At 64.6% G+C, this 16,372-nt stretch carries 18 protein-coding genes; 13 read left to right on the top strand and 5 right to left on the bottom strand.

Going from position 1 to position 16,372, the window contains the following annotated elements:
* Nucleotides 1-2: 2 nt before the first annotated feature.
* On the bottom strand, nucleotides 3-710 hold the full coding sequence (locus L0U82_RS27635) for a (2Fe-2S)-binding protein (protein ID WP_233836121.1): 708 nt from the start codon (nucleotides 708-710) through the stop codon (nucleotides 3-5).
* 382 nt (nucleotides 711-1,092) lie between these two features.
* Here L0U82_RS27635 and L0U82_RS27630 point away from each other — a divergent pair, with 382 nt between their 5' ends.
* Together L0U82_RS27630 and L0U82_RS27625 are read left to right on the top strand one after the other, a co-directional pair.
* On the top strand, nucleotides 1,093-1,311 hold the full coding sequence (locus L0U82_RS27630) for a hypothetical protein (RefSeq protein ID WP_233837524.1): 219 nt from the start codon (nucleotides 1,093-1,095) through the stop codon (nucleotides 1,309-1,311).
* Nucleotides 1,312-1,381: 70 nt separating this feature from the next.
* The gene (locus L0U82_RS27625; protein ID WP_233836110.1) at nucleotides 1,382-2,191 is read left to right on the top strand and encodes an exodeoxyribonuclease III; all 810 of its coding nucleotides are present in this window, start codon (nucleotides 1,382-1,384) and stop codon (nucleotides 2,189-2,191) included.
* A 63-nt stretch (nucleotides 2,192-2,254) separates the two neighbouring features.
* On the opposite strand, the gene L0U82_RS27620 is transcribed toward L0U82_RS27625, so the two are convergent.
* Both L0U82_RS27620 and L0U82_RS27615 read right to left on the bottom strand, forming a co-directional pair.
* Nucleotides 2,255-2,530, bottom strand: coding sequence for a CsbD family protein (locus L0U82_RS27620; RefSeq protein ID WP_233836109.1), 276 nt, complete (start codon nucleotides 2,528-2,530; stop codon nucleotides 2,255-2,257).
* A 287-nt stretch (nucleotides 2,531-2,817) separates the two neighbouring features.
* Nucleotides 2,818-3,501 (bottom strand): Pr6Pr family membrane protein, encoded by a 684-nt coding sequence (locus L0U82_RS27615; RefSeq protein ID WP_233836108.1) that lies wholly within the window; start codon nucleotides 3,499-3,501, stop codon nucleotides 2,818-2,820.
* Nucleotides 3,502-3,781: 280 nt separating this feature from the next.
* On the opposite strand from L0U82_RS27615, the gene L0U82_RS27610 reads away from it, so the two are divergent.
* The 8 genes from L0U82_RS27610 (at nucleotide 3,782) to L0U82_RS27575 (ending at nucleotide 11,027) form a co-directional block, all read left to right on the top strand.
* Nucleotides 3,782-5,194, top strand: a complete 1,413-nt coding sequence (locus L0U82_RS27610) for a DUF2252 domain-containing protein (RefSeq protein ID WP_233836107.1) — start codon at nucleotides 3,782-3,784, stop codon at nucleotides 5,192-5,194.
* A 226-nt stretch (nucleotides 5,195-5,420) separates the two neighbouring features.
* Nucleotides 5,421-6,185 (top strand): SDR family oxidoreductase, encoded by a 765-nt coding sequence (locus L0U82_RS27605; RefSeq protein WP_233836104.1) that lies wholly within the window; start codon nucleotides 5,421-5,423, stop codon nucleotides 6,183-6,185.
* Nucleotides 6,186-6,322: 137 nt separating this feature from the next.
* Nucleotides 6,323-6,562 carry an oxidoreductase-like domain-containing protein gene (locus L0U82_RS27600; RefSeq protein WP_233836102.1) on the top strand — a complete coding sequence of 80 codons (240 nt, stop codon included), beginning with the start codon at nucleotides 6,323-6,325 and terminating at the stop codon, nucleotides 6,560-6,562.
* Nucleotides 6,563-6,591: 29 nt separating this feature from the next.
* Nucleotides 6,592-7,461, top strand: a complete 870-nt coding sequence (locus tag L0U82_RS27595; RefSeq protein ID WP_233836100.1) for an NAD-dependent protein deacetylase — start codon at nucleotides 6,592-6,594, stop codon at nucleotides 7,459-7,461.
* A 54-nt stretch (nucleotides 7,462-7,515) separates the two neighbouring features.
* Nucleotides 7,516-8,133, top strand: a complete 618-nt coding sequence (locus L0U82_RS27590; RefSeq protein WP_233836099.1) for a pyridoxamine 5'-phosphate oxidase family protein — start codon at nucleotides 7,516-7,518, stop codon at nucleotides 8,131-8,133.
* Between the two features lie 32 nt (nucleotides 8,134-8,165).
* Complete coding sequence (locus L0U82_RS27585) at nucleotides 8,166-8,777, top strand: DUF938 domain-containing protein (RefSeq protein ID WP_233836098.1); 612 nt, start codon at nucleotides 8,166-8,168, stop codon at nucleotides 8,775-8,777.
* 245 nt (nucleotides 8,778-9,022) lie between these two features.
* Nucleotides 9,023-10,432, top strand: coding sequence for an NADP-dependent phosphogluconate dehydrogenase (gene gndA / locus L0U82_RS27580; RefSeq protein WP_233836097.1), 1,410 nt, complete (start codon nucleotides 9,023-9,025; stop codon nucleotides 10,430-10,432).
* A gap of 259 nt (nucleotides 10,433-10,691) precedes the next feature.
* Nucleotides 10,692-11,027 (top strand): DUF4148 domain-containing protein, encoded by a 336-nt coding sequence (locus L0U82_RS27575; protein WP_233836096.1) that lies wholly within the window; start codon nucleotides 10,692-10,694, stop codon nucleotides 11,025-11,027.
* A gap of 211 nt (nucleotides 11,028-11,238) precedes the next feature.
* On the opposite strand, the gene L0U82_RS27570 is transcribed toward L0U82_RS27575, so the two are convergent.
* A complete protein-coding gene (locus L0U82_RS27570) occupies nucleotides 11,239-11,559 on the bottom strand; it encodes a hypothetical protein (RefSeq protein ID WP_233836095.1) in 321 nt (106 codons plus the stop codon).
* A 244-nt stretch (nucleotides 11,560-11,803) separates the two neighbouring features.
* Here L0U82_RS27570 and L0U82_RS27565 point away from each other — a divergent pair, with 244 nt between their 5' ends.
* The 3 genes from L0U82_RS27565 to ltaE all read left to right on the top strand — a co-directional run bounded on the left by L0U82_RS27565 (nucleotide 11,804) and on the right by ltaE (nucleotide 14,265).
* Nucleotides 11,804-12,115, top strand: a complete 312-nt coding sequence (locus tag L0U82_RS27565; RefSeq protein ID WP_233836094.1) for a cupin domain-containing protein — start codon at nucleotides 11,804-11,806, stop codon at nucleotides 12,113-12,115.
* Nucleotides 12,116-12,301: 186 nt separating this feature from the next.
* The gene (locus tag L0U82_RS27560; RefSeq protein ID WP_233836092.1) at nucleotides 12,302-13,081 is read left to right on the top strand and encodes a peptidoglycan DD-metalloendopeptidase family protein; all 780 of its coding nucleotides are present in this window, start codon (nucleotides 12,302-12,304) and stop codon (nucleotides 13,079-13,081) included.
* 176 nt (nucleotides 13,082-13,257) lie between these two features.
* The gene (gene ltaE / locus L0U82_RS27555) at nucleotides 13,258-14,265 is read left to right on the top strand and encodes a low-specificity L-threonine aldolase (RefSeq protein ID WP_233836090.1); all 1,008 of its coding nucleotides are present in this window, start codon (nucleotides 13,258-13,260) and stop codon (nucleotides 14,263-14,265) included.
* Nucleotides 14,266-14,479: 214 nt separating this feature from the next.
* Here ltaE and L0U82_RS27550 read toward each other — a convergent pair whose 3' ends face one another.
* Entirely contained in the window at nucleotides 14,480-15,853 is a 1,374-nt protein-coding gene (locus L0U82_RS27550) for an MFS transporter (protein WP_233837522.1), read from the bottom strand.
* Nucleotides 15,854-16,372 lie beyond the last annotated feature (519 nt).

Here is a 16,372-nt window from a genome sequence, read left to right as displayed (position 1 = left end):
CGTTATGCGTTGCCGTGCGCGGCGCGCACCGCGGCGACGATGTTCGCGTAGGCACCGCAGCGGCAGATATTGCCGCTCATGCGCTCGCGGATCTCTTCGTCCGATAGCGCGGCCGGACGCATGCGCACGTCGGCGGTGACGGTGCTCGCCGCGCCGTTGCGGAATTCGCCGAGCAGGGCAGTCGCCGAGCACAACTGCCCCGGCGTACAGTAGCCGCACTGAAACGCATCGTGTTCGATGAACGCGCGCTGCATCGGGCTCAACACGCCGTCACTGGATGCGAGTCCTTCGACGGTCGTGATGTTCTCGCCTTCGTGCATCACCGCGAGCGTCAGGCATGAGTTGATGCGGCGGCCTTCGACCAGCACCGTGCAGGCGCCGCACTGGCCACGGTCGCAGCCTTTCTTGGTGCCCATCAGCCCCGCGTATTCGCGCAATGCGTCGAGCAGCGTCACGCGCGGTTCGAGTTGCAGCGTATAGGCGCGGCCGTTCACGTTCAACGTGACCGGGCGTGGCGGTACTGCTGCATTAGCTGGCGCGGGCGGCGCGGCTGGCGTTGGCGTTTGCGCGCGCAGATGCGGGGCCGCGCCGATCGTCGCGGCCGCGGCCGCCGATTGAAGAAAGCGGCGGCGTGACGGATGTGACGGCTGCGAGCCTGATTCCGCAGAGGCTGCGTCGTCTGAATCCTGACAGTCGGTATGCGTGGACATGACGTTCGGATAACTCCATTGAAAGGTCAATGCAGGCTGATGCGTCGAAGTCCAACGCATCGCGTTGAAACAGAACAGACAAAGAGGACAGACAAGGCAAAGCGCAGCAATCTCGGTGCCGTGGCTGGTAGAACGGTATTAAAAAAACAGTGCAAGATCAAAGCCGAACTGCGCAATTAATGCACGCTAATATTGGCAATGAACGTCGCGACTGGCGGTCGGAGCCCGGGTATGGGCGGTGCTGGCGTGAGTCGCGATGGCCGTCAGCATATCGTTCGGCCCCGGTTAATGCATGACTGACGCGTGATGATGCTTGAGTGGGTGCATGAGCGGATGCATGAGTAGATACATGACCCGCACGCGCAAGTTCACAGGAGCGCCGATGCAATTCGACTATCTGCATTTCCATATCGACTGCCGTGCCCGTCGCGCGGATGAGGGCGTCTACTACGCACGCGCAAAGATCACCCGCGTGCCGCGGCGCAACGAAGCCTTTCAATCGCATGATTCCGGTGACATCGATTGCTTTGCGACTGAAGCCGATGCGATCTGCTGCGCGCGCTCGTGGGCGATCGAGTGGTGCGATGTCGCGGCGGGTTAGGTCATAGCGGGTCATCGCCTGTCATAGCAGATCATCGCGGGCCGAACCTGGCGGCCAGGGAGAAACGATCGTGACGAAGCTGCGGATTGCGACGTTCAACATCAACGGCATCCGCTCGCGCTTGCCGGCGTTATTGCAGTGGCTCGAGCGCGAGGCGCCGGACATCGTCTGCCTGCAGGAACTGAAAGCAGTGGATAGCGCATTTCCGGCCGAAGCACTGCGTGACGCCGGTTACGGCGCGCTGTGGCAAGGGCAGAGTGCCTGGAACGGTGTGGCGATCCTGTCGAAGGGCGAAGCGCCGGTCGAACGGCGGCGCGGCTTGCCCGGCTTCGAGGCCGATACGCATAGCCGTTATCTGGAAGCCGAGGCAGGCGGGCTGGTGATTGCGTCACTGTACTTGCCGAACGGCAATCCGCAGCCCGGTCCGAAGTTCGACTACAAACTCGCGTGGTTCGATCATCTGTTGGCACACGCGGCGAAGCTCTTCAAAAGCGGTCAGCCGGTCGTGCTGGCCGGCGACTATAACGTCGTACCGACCGACGAGGATATCTATAACCCGCGCTCCTGGCTTAAAGACGCGCTGTTGCAGCCGGAAAGCCGCGAGCGTTATCGAAAGCTGCTCGCGCAAGGCTGGACCGATGCGCTACGCACGCATTTCGGCGATGAGCGCGTCTATACATTCTGGGATTATTTCCGCCGGCATTGGGAGACCAATTCGGGGTTGCGCATCGATCATCTGCTGTTGAGCGACGAACTCGCGCCGCGTTTGCGCGATGCGGGCGTCGACCGCTGGGTGCGTGGCGAGCCGCATGCGAGCGATCACGCGCCGACGTGGGTGGAACTGGAGATGGGCGCCGGCCGCAAGAAGAAAAGCGCCTGATGAAGCAGCGGGCGACTGCTTGAGGCAAATCGCCCGCATCACGTCTATCGCTTAACGCGGGCCTTAACGCCGATAATCCCGATCCGCCGAGTTATGCGACCACAGCGCGCCCGCGACGAAGCCGGCCAGCGCAACGACCGCAAGCGTCGTGAACGGGTTTTCGACCGCGGTGTCGCGCACGAGGCTCGTCGTATTCGCGCAGAGCTGCTGTGCCTTGCCGCTCAACTCGCGCGCCTTGCCCGCCACCTGCATACCGGCATCGCCGAGTACGTCGCCCGCCGCGCTTTGCACCTTGCCGGCGATTTCGTTGACTGTGCCTTCCGCTGAATTCGTGTCCATATGCATCGCTCCCGTTGTCATATTTACGTGTGAGCGCGTTGCGATTGCAAGCGCGCCAGACGAGGGTGTCGCGCGGGCCGCGCCGGTAGGGCGGCGACCTGCGACAGTCCCGGAGGGCCGCAAGAAGTGCGCCTGGCGGACACGGCGGGCGGCGATGCTGGAACTTGCGCAGGAACTTGAAAACGGCGCGGCAACGAGTGGCCAGAAAGTGGCTATCGAGCAGCTATGAGACGGTTATGACGCGGCTAAGAGAGCAACCCGCGCATGACGGACGCCCCATCAAAGCCTCAGCGCCGCCGCCCGAAGTTGATACCGACAAACACCGCCAGCAGCATCAAAAACCCGCCGAACAGCAGCGCGGAATTGACGAGCACCTGTCTGAGCCCGAGCGTTTCGACATCGATAAACGGATACGGATAGAAATCCGACAGACTGCCGCGCCAGAAAGTGATGCCGAGATACGCGAGCGGATAGACGAGCCACAGCACGCAGTGGCGCGGCCGCAACTGGAAGCGCGGCACGAACAGCACCCAGTAGAGCGCGGCGAGCATCGGCAGCACGCTATGCAGCGACTCGTTGAGCACGCGCCGGTAGGCAGTGGGTGTCCAGATGCCGCGCAACAGCAGGTTATACGCGATGCCAACGAACACCATATACACGACCACCGCGGTCACCACGGTCGGCTGGCGGAAAAAGCGCACGAGCGGCGAGCGATGCTGCCATAGCGCGATGCTCGTGAAGCAGATCGCGCACGCGAGCACGGTCAGGTTGGTCAGATAGCTGCTCATCCGCGCGAGGCCGTCGAGCACGGTGAGCCCGCGCGCGAGCGTGCGGTCGATCGTGACGTCGGCTTGCGCGAAGATCGAAATCCACGCGATCACGGCGATAACCGCCGCCAGGGTCAGCGACGACACACTGGGCGTGTGCAGCGGAAGCTCGGGCTCGCGCTGCTGGACGGAGGGTGGGCGCATGCGCCGATTCTACCCGGGCACCGCGCGTCGCAGCGTGGACTCGCGCGCAAACGGACGGCGGCATTTTTTGCGGCGATCTGTTCCGGCCCGCTATGATCGTGAATAGCGTGATTCGAGCAACAGTTCCCGCGTAACGCGCGGCGGCGCTGCCATCAAGTTGCCGTAAGGCCAAGGTATAGGAAGATTCACGCCTGGCTGTTTCGCTTTGTCGTGCCAGTTGCCGTGCCAAATCAAGCAGTCTCTGTCATCGCCGGTCAGATTCGCAAAACGGAGAAACCGCATGAAAGCCAGCACCATCGCTGAACGGGAAGCTCGTGGCCGTGCCGCCCGTGAGCATTCGAAGCGTTCCAGCCATCGCGCGGTCGGCGAGCTGCGGCGCGACCCGATCGAACTGCTCAAGGAGAGCAGCGCGGGCCGGGTCGAGAATCTCGTGCCGCTGCGCTATGGACGCATGGCCGTGTCGCCGTTCACGTTCTTTCGCGGCAGCGCGATCCTGCAGGCGCACGATCTCTCGAAGGTGCACGACTCGGGCCTCAGCATACCGATCTGCGGCGACGGCCATCTGATGAACTTCGGCGGCTTCGCGACACCCGAGCGACAACTGATCTTCGATCTGAACGACTTCGACGAAGTGTCGGTCGGCCCATTCGAATGGGATCTGAAGCGGCTTACCGCGAGCTTCGTGGTGGCCGCCCGCCATATGCGCCTGAGCCGCGGTACCGCCGAGAGCCTCGTGATGACCGCGGTCAACTCGTATCGCGACCGGATGGCCCAGTATGCGCAGCGCGGTGCGCTCGAACTGTGGTACGACCGCATCACGTTCGACCATATGGCGGAAACCGCGCTGACGCCCGAGCGCCGACGCGCGGTGCGGCGCGCGATGGAACGCGCCGCGAGCCGCACGCACGAAAGCCTGCTCGAAAAGATGGCCTCGCATGACGGCGACCGCTGGACGATCAACGACGCGCCGCCCGCGCTTTTTCACGTGCTCGGCGCGACCACGCTATTCACGCCGGAAGAATCCGAAGCGTTCCGCAAGGGCAATGTCGACAAAATGGTCGAGCACATGTGGGCCGACTATCGGAAGACGATGTCTCACGACCGCCGCGAACTGCTCGATCACTTCACGATGCAGGACATCGTGTTCAAGGTGGTCGGTGTGGGCAGCGTCGGCACGCGCTGTCTGGTGGCGCTGCTCGTCGATCACATGAACAAGCCGTTGTTCCTGCAACTGAAGGAAGCGCGCCCGTCGGTCATCGCGCGGTTCCACAAGTCGCCGGCCGTCAAGCATGAAGGCGAGCGCGTCGTGTACGGACAGCGGATGCTGCAGGCGGCCAGCGATATCTTTCTCGGCTGGGCGACCGGGCCGCTCGGACGGCATTTCTATGCGCGCCAGCTGCGCGACATGAAGCTGTCCGCGAATATCGAACTGTTCGACAGCGATCTGCTCGACGGCTACGCGGGGCTGTGCGGCTGGATCATGGCGCGCGCGCACGCGAAGGCGAGCGGCCAGGCGATCGAGATCAGCTCGTATATCGGCCGCGGCGAGCAGTTCGCGGAGGCACTGACCGGCTACGCGATGAGCTACGCGGATCAGGTCGAGCAGGATTACGACGTGTTCATGAAAGCGTGCCGCGCGGGCAAGCTCGAAGCGCGCACGGACGAAGATATGGCGGCCGATTTCCGCGTGTAGCGCCAGCTGACGCGTACTTGCTCGCGCGGCGCGTTTCGATAGTGAAAGCGGGCTGAAAGACGTCGGTCTGCTGCGCGAACAATGCGCCCGCAACGGCAATGCGCAGGTTTGCGATCAGTCATCTGATGTTGTATGGTGCAGGGCGAAAAGAGGCGCTTAACAGCGGTCGACAGTTGTCCGATATGCACCTCTGAGCCGGCACAACACAACACACAGGAGATGCACGATGGCGGAAACGGAAAACAGGAAAGTGGCGCTGGTGACGGGCGCGGGCAGCGGCATCGGCCGCGCGTGCGCGCTCAAGCTGGCGGAGCATGGCTATAGCGTGGTGCTCGCCGGGCGCCGCCAGGACCCGCTCGATGCGGCCGCCGCTGAAATTACCGCACTGGGCGGCGACGCGCTCGCGGTATCGTGCGACGTGACGGACGCCGCTAGCGTGGCCGCGCTGTTCGACACGATCCGCGCGCGCTTCGGCCGGCTCGACGTACTGTTCAACAATGCGGGGCGCAACGGCCCGCCGGTCGATCTCGATGAACTCGATATCGACATATGGCGCTCGGTCGTCGATACCAATCTGAACGGCGTGTTCCTGTGCACGCGCGCGGCATTCGGTCTGATGAAGACGCAGAACCCGCGCGGCGGCCGCATCATCAACAACGGCTCGATCTCCGCGCATGCGCCGCGGCCGAACAGTGCGGCCTATACGGCGACCAAGCACGCGATCACCGGCCTGACCAAGGCGGTTTCGCTCGACGGCCGCAAATACGACATCGTGTGCGGACAGATCGACATCGGCAACGCGGCGACCGAGATGGCTGCGCGGATGGCGCGTGGCGTGCCGCAAGCGAACGGCGAAATCGCGGTCGAGCCGCTGATGGATGTGCAGCATGTCGCCGACGCGGTGCTGCATATGGCGAATCTGCCGTTGTCGGCCAACGTGCAGTTCATGACGATCATGGCCACCAAGATGCCGTTCGTCGGGCGCGGTTGAGCGGCATCTGACGGAGCACAGGCGGGAGCGCGGGCCTTCGTGGAAGCGCGCGCTCAACCCGCGTTCGGCCCGCATTCAACCCGCATTGAACCTATATACTGAGCGCTTTCCGTCTCCACGCGAAAGCCGCGCCCGCCGTGCCCCGAGCCACACCCCGCGACGACGATCCGCCGCCGCAGCCGCCCGTGCAGCCCGATCTCGAAGACTGCTGTCATAGCGGCTGCACTCAGTGTGTGTTCGATCTCTACGACGCAGCGCTCGAACGCTACGAGATCGCGCTGACGGCGTGGCGGCAACGCCATCAGGCGCCGCCGGATCCACAGCAGAACCCGCAACCGAAGCCGCGGAAATCGAAAGACCCGCGCACGCGTCACTGAGCCGCGCACGATTTGCCACCGTTCCCGTCATGACCGACCTTCAGCTCACGCCGAACGACCCTCTGATCGACGCACACACGCTCGACGATCTGCACCGCTTCGTGCAGCGTTATCCACGCCTGTTCGTGCTGACCGGCGCGGGCATCAGCACCGACTCCGGCATTCCCGGCTATCGCGACGACGATGGCGCGTGGAAGCGCTCGCCGCCGATCACGCTGCAGGAATTTCTCGGCACGCTCGCGATGCGTCAGCGCTACTGGGCGCGCAGCATGGTCGGCTGGCCGCTGGTCGCGCGGGCGCAGCCGAACGCCGCGCACGTCGCGCTCGCGCGGCTCGAAGCGGCAGGCCATGTGCCGACGCTGGTCACGCAGAACGTCGACGGTCTGCATCAGCGCGCCGGCAGCCGCGACGTGATCGAGCTGCATGGCGGGATCGACGGCGTGACCTGTCTCGACTGCGGCATGCAGCATGCGCGCGCGTCGATCCAGCAAACGCTCGAAGCCGACAACCCGGCACTGCTCGACGTCACGGCCGAAGCCGCCGCCGACGGCGACGCGCATCTCGAATGGCACGATCTCGGCGGTTTTCGCGTGCCCGCGTGTTCGAACTGCGGCGGGCTGCTGAAACCGTCGGTGGTGTTTTTCGGCGAGAACGTGCCGAAGGCGCGCGTCGAAGCGGCCTCGCAGGCGCTCGACGCGGCCGACGCGGTGCTGGTGGCCGGTTCGTCGCTGATGGTGTATTCCGGCTACCGGTTCTGCGTATGGGCACAGCGGCAGGGCAAGCCGATCGCGGCGATCAATCTCGGCCGTACGCGTGCCGATCCGCTGCTCGCGCTGAAAGTGGCCGCGCCGGCCGGCGCCACGTTGAGCGCGCTCGCCGGGATGCTGGCGGGCGACTGAGCGGCCCGCACGAATTGCAACGCTTCAATTGCAACTTTCTTTCAGGCAGGCCCCATGCTGACGACGATCGAACAACTCGAAGCCCTGTACGGCGAGCCCGGCGAGCGCGCGCTGCGCAAGGAGATCCCGTATGTGAACGAGGACTACCGCGCGTTTATCGAGGCGGCGCCGTTCGTGGTGCTCGCGACGAGCGGCCCGGAGGGCCTCGACTGTTCGCCGCGCGGCGATGTGCCGGGGTTCGTGCGCTGCGTCGACGAACGCACGCTCGCGCTGCCGGACCGTCCGGGCAACAACCGGCTCGACAGCTTGCGCAACATCATCGTCGATCCGCGGCTCGCGCTGCTGTTCGTCGTGCCGGGCGTCGGCGAAACCTTGCGCGTGAACGGCCGTGGCCGGATCTCGGACGAGCCCGCGCTGCTGGACAGTTTCGCCGTCGACGGTAAACTGCCGCGCACCGTGCTGCTGATCGACGTCGACGCGGTGTACTTCCACTGCTCGAAGGCGATCGTGCGTTCGAAGCTGTGGGACCCGGCGCGTCAGATCGAACGCACGCAACTGCCGAGCACGGGCGAGATTTTGCGGCGCATCATGGCCGCCGGCGACGGCGAAGAGTTCGATGCCGCCGCCTACGACCGCGATCTGCCTGCGCGCGTGCGGGCAACCTTGTACTAACTGACTGATCACCGAAAATCACCGAACCGACCATGACCGACGCCCGGCAACATTCGCCTTCCGCCGAACGCAATCGCGAACCGATCCTCGCGGTGTTGCGCGACGCGCTGCCGCCTCGCGGCCGCGTGCTTGAAATCGCGAGCGGCACCGGCGAGCACTCGGTATGGTTCGCCGGCGCACTGCCCAAGCTGGACTGGCAACCGAGCGATACCGACGCCGATGCGCGCGCATCGATTGCCGCGTGGAGCGCGCAGGCGGGACTGCCGAACCTGCGCGCGCCGCTCGCGCTCGATGTCCATCAGCCGGACTGGGGCGTCGATACGCTCGACGCGGTGGTGTGCATCAACATGATCCATATCTCGCCGTGGAGCGCATCGCAGGCGCTGTTCGATGGAGTGGGGCGGCGGCTCGTCGATGGCGGCGTGCTGTATCTGTACGGTCCGTATAAACGCGGCGGCGCGCACACGGCGCCGAGCAACGAAGCGTTCGATCAATGGCTGAAGAGCCGCGATCCCGAGTGGGGCGTGCGCGATATGGAGGCCGTCGTCGCGCTCGGTGAGGCGGCGGGGCTCGCGTGCGAAAAAGTCGTGGCGATGCCGGCGAACAATTTCAGTCTGGTGTTCAGCAAGCGAGCAGCAAGTTGATACGTGGGTAACGTGTAGGTCCAACGGCGTGCGTTTTCGTTGATGCGCGCGTGGGACAGGTGCATAAGCAAAGACGCACAGGCAAAGACGCATGGGCAGATGCCGCGGAACCGCCAAAACACCCGCGCTCACTGCCCGCCGCCAAGCGGTAAGCGTGCATTTCTTTTATCCTTTCACCCTCGACGCCGCGCCGGCGTTTGGCGCGACGCGGCGTCACGACATTCATTCGACTCTGGAGAATTCACATGGGCAAACAGGCAATCGGCGTGGTGGGGCTAGCGGTCATGGGCCGCAATCTGGCGCTCAACATCGAAAGCCGCGGCCACGCGGTATCGGTCTACAACCGTAGCCGCGAGAAAACCGACGAACTCATCGCCGAATTTCCGGACAAGAAACTGGTGCCGGCCTTCACGCTGGAAGAGTTCGTCGACTCGCTCGAAAAGCCGCGCCGCATTCTGCTGATGGTCAAGGCCGGCGCGCCGACCGATGCGACGATCGCGTCGCTGAAGCCGCTGCTCGAAGCGGGCGACATCCTGATCGACGGTGGCAACACGCATTTCACCGATACGATCCGCCGCAACCAGGAACTCGCGAAGGCGGGCCTGCACTTCATCGGCACGGGCGTGTCGGGCGGCGAGGAAGGCGCGTTGAAAGGCCCGTCGATCATGCCGGGCGGCCAGCGCGATGCCTACGACCTCGTTGCACCGATCCTCACCGAAATCGCCGCGAAGGCGCCGGACGGCGAGCCATGCGTCGCGTACATGGGACCGGACGGCGCCGGCCACTTCGTGAAGATGGTGCATAACGGCATCGAATACGGCGATATGCAGCTGATCGCCGAGAGCTATGCGGTGCTCAAGCAGGTGGTCGGCCTGTCGAACGAAGAACTCGGCAAGGTCTATACCGAGTGGAATCAGGGCGAGCTCGACAGCTATCTGATCGAAATCACGTCGAAGATCTTCGGCAAGAAGGACGACGAGACCGGCAAGGATCTGGTCGACGTGATTCTCGACCGCGCCGCGCAGAAGGGCACCGGCAAGTGGACCAGCCAGAACGCGCTCGATCTTGGCGCGCCGCTGCCGCTGATCACCGAAGCGGTGTTTGCGCGCGTGCTGTCGTCGCTGAAGGATCAGCGAGTGGCCGCGAGCAAGGTGCTCGAAGGGCCGCAGGCGAAGCCGCTCAGTGGCGCGCGCGATGCGTTCATCGAATCGGTGCGCCGCGCGCTGTACTTCAGCAAGGTGATCTCGTACGCGCAGGGCTTCGCGCAACTGCGCGCGGCATCGGAAGAGTACAAGTGGGATCTCGACTTCGGCACGATCGCGAAGATTTTCCGCGCGGGCTGCATCATCCGCGCGCGCTTCCTGCAGAAGATCACCGACGCCTACGCGAAGGACAAGGCGCTCGCGAACCTGCTGCTCGATCCGTACTTCCACGACATCGCGAAGAACTATCAGGCTGCGTTGCGCGAAGTCGTGGTGGCGGCGGTCAATGCGGGCGTGCCGGTGCCGGCTTTTGCGTCGGCGATCGCGTATTTCGACGCGTATCGCTCGGAGCGTCTGCCCGCGAACCTCGTGCAGGCGCAGCGCGACTTCTTCGGCGCGCATACGTTCGAGCGCATCGACAAGCCGGGCAGCTTCCACGCGCACTGGGGCTGAATGGCTGACTAGCGATCCGGCGCGCGTGATCGAAATGCGCGCCGGATGAGCCCGATGCCCTAGTCTTGCGATCCGTAAGATTATTGTCAGGATCGATGTTGTTTCAGGCTTTTGTAAAGAACGCACGGCGATTATTGCGGAAACGAAAATAGACTTTCGTTGATTTAGGGGTTTTCCCTAGTCCGCAACCCTCCTAAACTTGCGATCAAGCGTTAGGGAAAACCCTGATGCACCACAAACAAGTTCTTGGAGGTTAATCATGAAGACCCTGATTTCCGCAGTTGCTATCGCCGCCGCCCTTGCTGCTCCTGTTGCTTCGTTCGCTCAAACGAACCAGCCGGTTACCCGCGCTGAAGTCCGTGCGCAACTGGTTCAACTGGAAAAGGCCGGCTACAACCCGATCGCCAGCGACCTCGACTACCCGACGGACATCCAGGCTGCCGAAGCTCGCGTCCAGGCACAAAACGACACGGCACTCGCAGCCAACACGGCGAACACCAGCGGCTACGGCGCACCGGCTGTCAGCACGTCGCAAGCTGGCCATGCAGCGAGCCCGGCCAAGTCGGACCGTAACTCGGTGTATTTCGGCAACTAATTTCGGTAACTAAGCCGCTAGTAAGCCGTAACGAAGCGCCGATACGAGTTGCAGCAAAGTTTGTACGTAGTCTGATGTAGACGCCGCCTCGCGGAACAGCGCGAAGGCGGCGGGCAAGAAAAAACGCCATCCGGTTTGATCGGATGGCGTTTTGTCGTTTACGGCCTGTTGTTTACTGTGTGGCTTGAGCGGTCTGTTCGCCGTGCGCCGCTCAATGCAACGTGCGATGTCGGCGGCCGATCTCGTCGAACAGCGCGCGGCTCGGTTCGAGCGCCAGCAGCCAGGATTCGTCGTAGCCGCTCAGATTATCGAGCGCCTCGCGCAGCCGCTCTATCGCCACGGCGGGAAGCTCGACACTCGCTTCGACGCCGCTCGCCAGTCCCGCGATGCTCGCGAGTTGCACCAGCGCATCGGCGGCTTCGGCAACATCGGCGGCAAAAACCAGGTGGGTGTTCAGCAACTCGACGAGGCCGGGGGACGCCGCTACATCGTCGACGTTGAGTTGCACGGCCAGAAAGGTGGCTTTGTTCATCCTCGACTCCTCCCAGAATCCAGACGCTTGTCGTACAGGGTGTGCCACGCGGCTTGAGTGAGTATAGGCGACGACCTAAGGGTTTCAATAATCGGACGAATCGCTGCGCGCGGGTGCGCTGCGGGTGCGTTAATGGGGGCCGGCGAGCCGTCAGACCTATAATGAGGGCCAGCCGCGCAAGCGCCGCCGGAGCCCGGGCGGACCATGCCGCGCGGTCCGTGCGACTGCCCACCGCTCATCGACCATGAAGATCATCCGCAGCAGGGACTTTACCGCGACGCGTCCATGGGGCGCGCTCGACATCGCCAGCATGAACGGCATCACCACGCGTCTGCACTGGACCGACCAGCCGTACAAGTGGCACGTCAACGACGGCGAGGAAGTGTTCGCCGTGCTCGACGGCCGGGTCGAGATGCGCTATCGCGAAGACGGCGTCGAACGCTCGACGGTGCTCGAAACCGGCGACGTGTTCTACGCGTCGGTGGGCACCGAGCATGTCGCCCATCCGCTCGGCGTGGCGCGCGTGCTGGTCGTCGAAACGCAGGGCAGCGTCTGAAGAACACGGCAATTTGACGGCGCCCGCGCGGCGGCGCCCCCGTGGCCGTCGCGCATAATAGACAGGCTCCGCAGCGCCTGTCGCGATAGCCGCGTCGGCCGCGCATCAATGCACGGCAGTACGGCGGCACGTTAAATGCTTGCGCAACGATTTAATCCGATCGGGAAATACGTCGAGGAAAATCACATGACAGAACAATGGCAACTGACGGGGATCCGCCTGCTGACGGCGGCGGCGCTCGGCGCGCTGGTCGCTGGCTGCACGACGATGCCGTGGGAGAGCACGCCGTTCTACAACAACGCGCCGCCCAACGCGACGAGCCTGTCGACGGTCTCCGTGCCGGCCGGCTTCTACCGCGTGAATCCGGGCGACACGCTTGCCGGCATCGCGTCGGCGTATGGCCGCACGCCGCAGGACCTCGCCGCATGGAACGGTCTCGCGGTCAACGCGCCGCTTGCGGCGGGCCAGGTGCTGCGGGTGTCGCCGCCGATCGCTTCGGGCAGCATCGTCACCCCGCCTGTTGCTGTCGCGCCGGCGGCGCCGGGTGCCGCGCCAGGCGCCGTGCCGGGCGCGCCGACGGCGGCGGTTCCGCAGCAAGGCGTGCTGCAATGGCCATTGCGCGGCCCGATCCTCAAAAAGTTCGCGCAGGGCAAGTCGAACGGCATCGTGATCGGCGGCCAGCCCGGCGATCCGGTAAAGGCCGCGGCCACCGGCCGGGTGGTGTACGCGGGCACCGGTATCGAAGCGTATGGCCCGCTGATCATCATCAAGCACAATGACTCGCTGATCACCGCGTATGGCCAGAACAGCCAGTTGCTCGTCAAGGAAGGCGATGCGGTCGCGCAAGGGCAGACGATCGGCGAAGTCGGCGTCGATAGCCGCGGCGTCGCGTCGATCCAGTTCGAGGTGCGTCAGAACGGCCAGCCGGTCGACCCGCTGCAGTGGTTGCCGAAGCCGGGCGGCTAATCACCGTCCGTCGTTCATGGCGCGCGCGGCGCTCTGTTCGGGGATGCGCCGATTTTCAGCGCCGCTTTAATTGAATACACTGTGTGGCTTGTTCGCCGCCGCGTGTGCTTTCCACGAGGAACGCACGCGCGGCCGGCTGCCGTAGGCTGTCATTCATGGATGCACAAGGACCCACAATGATCGATTTGCGCAGCGATACCGTAACCCGTCCGACTCCGCCGATGCTCGCGGCGATGTCGGCGGCCGAAGTCGGCGACGACGTCTGGGGCGACGACCCCACCGTACTGCGTCTGCAGACGACGATGGCCGAGCGCGCCGGCAAGGAAGCGGGGCTGTTCTTCCCGAGCGGCACGCAAAGCAATCTCGCCGCATTGATGGCGCACTGCGCGCGCGGCGACGAATATATCGTCGGCCAGCTCGCGCACACGTACAAATACGAGGGCGGCGGCGCCGCGGTGCTCGGCAGCATCCAGCCGCAGCCGCTCGAAAATGCCGCCGACGGCTCGATCCCGCTCGAAAAGATCGCCGCCGCGATCAAGCCGCTCGACGATCACTTCGCCCGCACACGTCTGCTGGCGCTGGAAAACACGATCGGCGGCAAGGTGCTGCCGGCCGGCTATGTCGACGAGGCGACGCAACTCGCGCGCGAGCGCGGTCTGTCGGTTCACCTCGACGGCGCGCGCGTGTTCAACGCGGCGGTTGCGTCGGGCAAGCCGGTTGCGGCGCTCGCCGGCCCGTTCGATTCGGTGTCGATCTGCTTTTCGAAGGGTCTCGGCGCGCCGGTCGGCTCGGTGCTGGTCGGCAGCCGCGCGCTGATCGACGTTGCGCACCGCTGGCGCAAGGTGCTCGGCGGCGGCATGCGCCAGGCCGGCGTGCTGGCGGCAGCCTGTTTGTACGCGCTCGATCACAACGTCGAACGCCTTGCCGACGACCACGCGAATGCCGCGCATCTGGCCGCCGGTCTGGAGACGATCGATCAGGTGAAGGTGCAGTCGGTCGCGACCAACATGGTGTTCGCGCAGTTTCCGCAGCAGCATTGCGGGCCGCTCGAAGCGTGGCTCAAGGAGCGCGGCATCCTCACGCAGATGCTGTACGCGTCGCGCTTCGTCACGCATAAGGACGTGTCGCGCGCTGATATCGACACGTTCGTCGCGGCGGTGAAGGGGTATTTCGCCGCGCGCTGATGTGCTGATTGTGTTGCTTGTGTTGCTTGTGTTGCTTGTGTTGGATTGGTTTCGCATGAGGCGGCGGGTACGATTGCCGCCTCGTGCTTCTGCCTGACTTCTGCTTCAGTCCCGCTCTCTGCACCTGCCTGCCCGCTGCTTCAAGCGGACTCTTTCGACGGAGCGTTGTTTTCGCTTCGTTCCGTTTCTTTCTATTCCCACCGTTCCCGCCGCGTTACTTCGCCGCTGTTTTCGTTTGCCCACCCGCGGCGCGATGCGATGGCGCGAACAACCGCAATCCGCTTGCGAGACTCGCCGCGCCGGCGAAGAACGCACCGAGCCCGAGTGCCAGCATCGGCCCATGCTGCCGGCCGGCAATCCCGAAGCACAATGCGACGAGCGCCGCGCCGGTGGTCTGTCCGAGCAGCCGTGAAGTCGCGATGGTGCCGCTCGCGCCGCCGCTGCGCTCCGGCGGTGCGCTTGCCATGATCGCCTTCAGATTCGGCGACTGGAAGAAGCCGAAGCCCGCGCCGCAAATCGCCATGCGGATGCTGATGTCGAGCACGTCAGGATGCGCGGGCAATAGCGCGAGCGAGGCCATCCCCGCCGACAGTATCGCGAGCCCGATCGCGCCGAGCAGACCCGGTGGATAGCGATCGGACAGACGGCCCGCGAGTGGCGCGGCGAGCGCGACCACGGCGGACCACGGCGTCATCAGGAAGCCGGTTTCGACCTGACTGCGCATCAGCACGTCTTCGAAATAGAACGGCAGCGACACGAACGCGAGCCCCTGGGCGGCGAACGAGCAGATGGCCGTCACCGCCGATAGCGCGAACACCGGCCGCCTGAACAGATCGACGGGCAGCATCGGTGCGGGATGACCTGCTTCGCGGCGAATCAGCAGCAGCCCGCAGACGAGCGCGAGCGCCGCGGAGCTCAGCACGATCTGCATCGGTGCGCGCTGGGCCGCCTCGCCGAGCGCAAAGATCAGCGCGGCGAACGTCACGATGTTGAGCACCGCCGCGATCGGGTCGAGCTGATGCTTGCCTTGCGCGGTATGCGGCAGAGCCGGTAACGCGAACGTCAGCGCGAGCACGCCGAGCGGCACGTTGACGGCGAATAGCCACGGCCACGTCGCAACCGACAGGATCAGCGAAGCCACCGTCGGTCCGATCGCGAACGAAACGCCGACGACCAGCGCATTGGTGCCGAGTCCACGACCGAGCCGATGCGGCGGATACAGATGGCGGATCAGCGCGGCGTTCACGCTCATGATCGCGGCCCCGCCGACGCCCTGCACGATACGCGCGATGGTGAGCAGCGGCAGCGTCGGTGCAATCGCGCAGCCGAGCGAACTCAGCGTGAATAGCGCGATGCCGCTGACGTAAATACGCCGATGCCCGACGATATCGCCGAGCGCGGCAAGCGGCAGCAGCGTCGCGACCATCGCGAGCTGGTAGGCGTTGATGATCCAGACCGACGCCGCGGGCGTCGCGTGCAGATCGGCGCCGATCGTCGGCAGCGCGGTGTTGGCGATTGCGGTATCGAGCGTGGCGAGCGTGACCGCGAGCATGATCGCGAACATCGCGCGGCGGTTGGCGGCGGACATTTTGTCGTTGGCCGGAAGGGCGGGCGCGTGGCCGTCGACGGAAGGGCTGAGCTTATCGGACAAGGCGTGGCTCGTCGGTTATACATGCCGGCGCGCGGCCGGTCTCTGGTTGGAAAGCGGAGGCGGGTGCGCGTGAGCAGCGGGTTGTGTTCGGAAGGATGCGCGCGCTGCGTTGTCCTTTCGTCAAGACGTGAAGGCAATACGAAAGGTGATTGGGCGCGACGCAATAACATCCGCGATTGTTACAGAGACCGGGTAAACGTGCAGGGATACGTGCATAACGGGTGCATGACAGTGCACCGTGAACACTCTGTTCAATGCGGGGATCCATAGGCAACTAACTGTCAACCTCGCGCGGCGCTGTCGAACTGCTCGGCGCATCAGGTCGGAGTAATGCGCGTCTCTATAGCAATTCGGTTCGGCAGAAGAACTGCGCGGATTCGACCACAAAGCGACCGCGAATTCGACCGCGCATCGCGCCGATCCGCCGATGCATCCGCTCGTCACGCGTCCGTCATG

This window comes from Paraburkholderia sp. ZP32-5 (assembly GCF_021390495.1).
In the GTDB taxonomy this organism is placed as follows: Bacteria; Pseudomonadota; Gammaproteobacteria; order Burkholderiales; family Burkholderiaceae; genus Paraburkholderia.
This window is presented reverse-complemented; position numbering and strand designations above follow the sequence as displayed.